The following is a 5170-nucleotide window of genomic DNA, read 5'->3' as shown; positions in this document are numbered from 1 at the left end:
TGGATGAAAGGATTAAAGCCCCCTGCTCCATGTGTCTGTTGCACGGTGTCAATAATCTTAGTCCAGCCGACGTTCCACAGAGTCAGGTAAGTCACCGCCAGCAGGCCAAGACTCATCACAATGAATTGCAGGAAGTCGGTCACCAGCACCGAGAGCATTCCTCCCAGAATGGTGTAGATCGCCACCATCAGCAGAAGTGCCGTCATCGAGATGACGAGATACTTCTCGTTCAACCCGCTGACAAGGACCAGGAACTCTCCGCCAACTCGCAGGAAGACGCCCATGTTCAGCAGGCCACCCAACACAATCACGACGCCGGAAAGCCAGCGGATAAAGGGTCCATAACGAACTTCGAATAATTCGGGGATCGTCATCACACCAGAGTCGCGCAGCGGCTTGACGCAGAATCCGGTGACACCAATCACCAGCATGGCGAGTGCCTGCAGAATTCCGGGCGTGGACCCTGCAAAACCGTACTCATACCCCGACTGGGCTGTGTACATGCAGGTCACAATGCCGAATTCTGTGGCCGCCAGTGATGCGATCCCCAGATAGAGGTTCATTTCCCGGCCCGCAACCAGGAAGTGTTCTACCTTGCCGACATATTTCCGGACCATCAATCCGGCCGCCATCGTGACGACCAGATAGAGGCCGACAATGCTGCCATCCACCAACCAGGAAAAGTTAGTCACGTCGAATCCGTTGAAAAGAAAACAACTGAAATAACGAACTGTGGACGGATCGGAACCCGTGAGAACAGGACCCATTTTATAGCGCGCTCATTCGACTTTCGCCATCTTCAGAAGCGTCTCAATCCCCGGACCTGCGTCCTTCCGCAACCGCCTGACAATCGTGAATCGTTCTGTTCGGATTCGGGTCTTATCTCGCTCCGGTGACGGGCTTGCTCACCGCCGCTTGAATGTCGCTCTGATTGGAACAGGTCGATCAACAGGACATTACCTCCATCGACCTGTCGCGAGTTGATCGCGTCGATTGCGTTTGAATCACACGCAAGACGGGACGTACTGCACAGGCTCACGATGAATATTGCCGGAGGTCTGATCGCCGATGGATGCGAGTGAACCGCATTCTGCAGAGCTGGCAGATGTCATTGATGTCCAGACAGGAACAACAACTCGATCGAGCGACTCTCTCGCGACGATCTGCCTCGCGACGATACGCGTGTGCTGGTTCCGTTGGCAGCGGGTATATTAGAATGCCGGTATGACTCAATTCACTATCATCGCGGGTTGCGCTGGAGCGGGGAAGACCGAGAGGCTGCTGAAGACTTATGGGGCCGCACTGGAGCGGGCCCGGTCTGAGGGGCGGTTCGGGACCTGCTTGTGGCTTTCGCCGACGCAGCGAATTCAGAAATCGATCGTTCGGCAAGTTGTCGCCCGCCAGGGTGCGGTTTGCTTCTCACCGAATATTCTGACGTTCGATCAGTTCGCACGAAAGATTCTGGAATCGGAAGGCGTGCCGGACTCGCCGATCTCGCCTGTGATGAAGCGGCTCCTAATCCGCCGGATTGCCAGTGGCTTGCAGGATCAGGGCGAACTGCGCTACTTCCGCCCGATCGCAGGGACGACCGGTTTTCTGGATATCGTTTCCAATTTCATCAGCGAACTGAAACGGGAAGAGATCTGGCCTGAGGAATTTGTCGCGGCCTGCCGGAAACGGAAATCCAGTTTCGCGCGGCGCGATCTGGAAATTGGACTGATTTACTCCCGCTATCAGGAACAACTTGCACAGCAGAACTGGTACGACAACGAAGGCCGCTTCTGGCTGGCTCGTAATGCGTTGGATCGGGGAGCTCGGGGTGAGTTTGCGAATGTCGGACTGGTGGTCGTCGACGGCTTCGCGGACTTTACGCAGACGCAGTATGAGATCCTGGGAATCCTGTCGAGGTGGATCGATCAGATCATTGTCGCCCTACCCGTCGAACCAACGACAACTCGTCCGAACCTGTTCTCTAAACCCTCTGCGGCAATCCAGCGGATCCGCGAGCAACTCGACGCCCAGGCGAAGTTTCAACTGGAATGGCTGTCTGCTTCAGGAGCCACAGCGAGCACAGTTGGTTCTGAGGTGGGCGCTGCTGATTCAGGAACAGGTCGAACGCAGCGGACAAAATCGGTTCAAGTCATTGCTGACCGACTGTTCTCGAACCCCCGATTCCTCCAGCCTTCATCTGAAGCAGACGGGCTCGAGATCATCGCGGCGACCGGACCTGCATCGGAATGGGAAGGGGTTGCACACCGGATTAAGGCATTGCTCAGGTCCGGTCGTGAGGAATCGGGAACTGTCATCGATCACGGGGCCAATCCCGGTTCTGTCCAGCCGCAGGACATCGTGATCGGCCTGCGCACCATTGCCGACGACGGCCCTCGACTGAGGGACTACCTTCGGTCGGCGGGACTTCCCGTCTGGTGTGAGGCCGAGGTCCCGTTCACGGCAAGCCCGATGGTCCGCGCCGTCTCCTCGTTGCTTCAGTTAGAACTGGAAGACTGGCCTTACGAACGCCTGTTGTCGGTTTTGGATTCGAGTTTCTTTCAGCCGAACTGGCCTGAGCTGGCCTCGAACCGGGGTGTCCGCGTTGTCGCTGCTGTACTGCGTCAACTGCAGCTTGGTGGAGGACGCGAGACAATCCTGCGCGTGGTGGGACGAGCAGCCGGCGAACCCGCGTCCGATCCCGTTGCCGAAGAGCGCGGTGCCACTGCAGCGGCTCGCGTGGCTCTTCCCCTGCTGACGCGACTGTCACGCAGTCTCGACCAGTTACGGCGCTCGCACACACTTGCCGATTGGGCGGACGTCTTAGCGTCCATCGGTGAAGACCTCGGTTGGACGCGTCGTCACCTCAAAGCAGATGACTCGCTTGCGGAGAGCGAATCGCGCGACTGGGATCTGCTCCAGCGGATCCTGCGAACGGCCGCCGAAGCCGATCAGAAGTTGTCAGAGGGAGGACGCGCTCGGTCGATGAAACTTCCTGAGTTCTGCGCGGAAATGAGTGACTTGCTCAGCCATGAGACGTTGAAGGCGGAAATCGAGCCGGGGGGTAGTATTCGGATCCTGGGAATGGAACAGATCCGAAATCTCGAAATCCCACACCTGTTCCTTCTGGGAATGACGGAGAACAGCTTTCCCATGAGTCGCAGCGACGACTGTCTTTTCAGCGAAGCAGAACGTCGCGAATTCCTCGAACAGGGCGTGATCCTGCGGCACCGGTCGAGTCATCAGGCGGACGAGATGTTCCTGTTCTACAGCGTTGTGACGCGAGCGCGAAAAAGCCTGACGCTGAGTTACCCGGCAGTCAATCTGAAGGGACAACCGGTCTTTTCGAGTCCCTATGTAACGGCGCTCACGACGTTGTTCACGAAAGGGGCTTTTGTCGAAACGTATGAAGGACAGCTGAATCCTGTACCCACAGTCGATCGAGCATTGACTCCGACCGATGTCCGACTGGCGGCGATGGTGCAGGCCCACACGGGGCATCCCGAGCTGTTCCGCGCCGTGCTGGAGTGGGAACCTTTGCGGAAGACGGCCTTCAACAGTCTCGCGGCCTGCGATGTGGCCCATCACCGATTCCATCAGCACGGATTCACTCCGTACGAGGGGCGACTGGAGCTGCCCCAAAACCAGGCGCTGCTGCAGCACTGGTTCGGGCCACGGCATCAGTTCAGTGCCACTGAGCTTGAGTCCTATGCGAAATGCCCTTTCCAGTTCTGGCTCTCGACCGTGCTGCGAATCGCGCCGGTCGATTCCCCGGAGGAAGGGACCGATTTTGCGGCGCGGGGCACCTTGCTCCACGATGTCCTGGCGGAATTGCTGAAAGAAGGATTCGCCGAAGATCCCGATGCCTTGCGCAGCCGATTCCACGAGCTGGTCAGCACACAACTTGATCGACGTATTCCCGATACAGATTTGCAGCGGGCCTTGATTGAGGTCGAACGGCTGATTCTGTTGCGTTGGGGAGACGCGTTCGCGGAACAGCACTCCAGCTATACGGAACAGATTGGCAACGTGTTTCGCCGGGTGGAATCGCTGCCTCCGGAAATTCCTTTTGGTCGGTTGCCCGATGCCCCTGCGTCAGACGATCAGTCGAACCCTGAAATCCGGTTCGGTAATGAAGAGACTGGCGTCAAGGTACGGGGCCGCATTGACCGAGTCGATTGCGGAACTATCGAAGGGCAGAACGCATTTCTGGTGATCGACTACAAGACCGGACAACGCCCCAGTCTGAAGCGCGAAGATATGATCTCCGGGCGTTCGATCCAGCTTGCACTTTACCTGACAGCGGTCAGACGTCTGGGGCTGGTTGCACCGGACGCGGTCCCATTCCAGATGGGATACTGGGCACTCAAGGAAACGGGCTACAAGCCGGGCCTCACGAAGAAATTCAAAAATCACGCACCGCTGGAAGAGGCTGTCGTCAAATCGCTGGATGTCCTGCTGGACGATCTCTTACCTCGGCTGGCAGAGGGAATCCGCTCAGGAAACTTCATCGTTGAAAATAACGACGATAACTGCACCGGGCGCTGCCAGTACCGGACTGTCTGCCGCGTGAACCAGCTTCGTCCACTCGCTGAAGCGCTGGGGAAGCGATCGCCCGCGCCGGTCGATCCATGTCCCATCGCTGACGAATAGCTCGGGCGGTATCAAACGCCGTCGAGAAGTCCCGGATAGACCCGGAGATTGAAGATCATCACAAAGATGCTGACCCCAAGCATCAGGCAACTCGTCAAAGAGTTTAGCATTACCTGGTCAGTACAGCGGCAATAAACAGGGATTGTGACCACCGCAAGTACCGCGACGATTGGCCCCAGCAGTGTTGAGAACAGCACGACCAACGAAAGGAACTCGCAAAGCTCCTTGGTGTAGAACGCATTGAGTCCCAGACGGAAGAACTCGCTCGCAATGATGTTAACGGCACAATAGACCAGTTGAATCCGAATCAACCTGCCGTCAATCGCATTAAATGCAGCGGGCGACGGTTCCCCGTTCTTGATTACTTCTTCAAAAGGAGTCCGTGTCTTAGAAGCAGTTTCAAAACCCTATTTTTGCAATAATTACTCTGGCAGGCAATTTGCATACCGATAAGGGAGAAAGGAGTCCCTTACATGCGAATTACCCTGTCCATGTGGCCCCAACGACGGCGGCCGAATACGACAGGGTC

The 5170-nt window shown here is 57.0% G+C and carries 3 protein-coding genes; 1 reads left to right on the top strand and 2 read right to left on the bottom strand.

From position 1 onward, the window contains the following. The coding region (locus VGE80_RS17755; RefSeq protein WP_440593586.1) for a sodium:solute symporter family transporter at positions 1–692 on the bottom strand (692 nt) is incomplete at its 3' end. A 532-nt stretch (positions 693–1224) separates the two neighbouring features. Here VGE80_RS17755 and VGE80_RS17750 point away from each other — a divergent pair. Beyond that, positions 1225–4641: a PD-(D/E)XK nuclease family protein gene (locus tag VGE80_RS17750; RefSeq protein ID WP_440593585.1), complete on the top strand. Its 3417-nt coding sequence runs from the start codon at positions 1225–1227 to the stop codon at positions 4639–4641. A gap of 11 nt (positions 4642–4652) precedes the next feature. Here the strand turns inward: VGE80_RS17750 and VGE80_RS17745 are convergent, their stop codons facing one another. Further along, entirely contained in the window at positions 4653–4952 is a 300-nt protein-coding gene (locus VGE80_RS17745; RefSeq protein WP_440593584.1) for a hypothetical protein, read from the bottom strand. Between the last annotated feature and the right edge of the window lie 218 nt (positions 4953–5170).

The organism is Schlesneria sp. (assembly GCF_036405755.1).
GTDB classification, from domain to species: Bacteria; Planctomycetota; Planctomycetia; order Planctomycetales; family Planctomycetaceae; genus Schlesneria; species Schlesneria sphaerica.
Note: the sequence above shows the minus strand (reverse complement) of the source record. Positions and strands in the feature narration are given on the sequence as shown.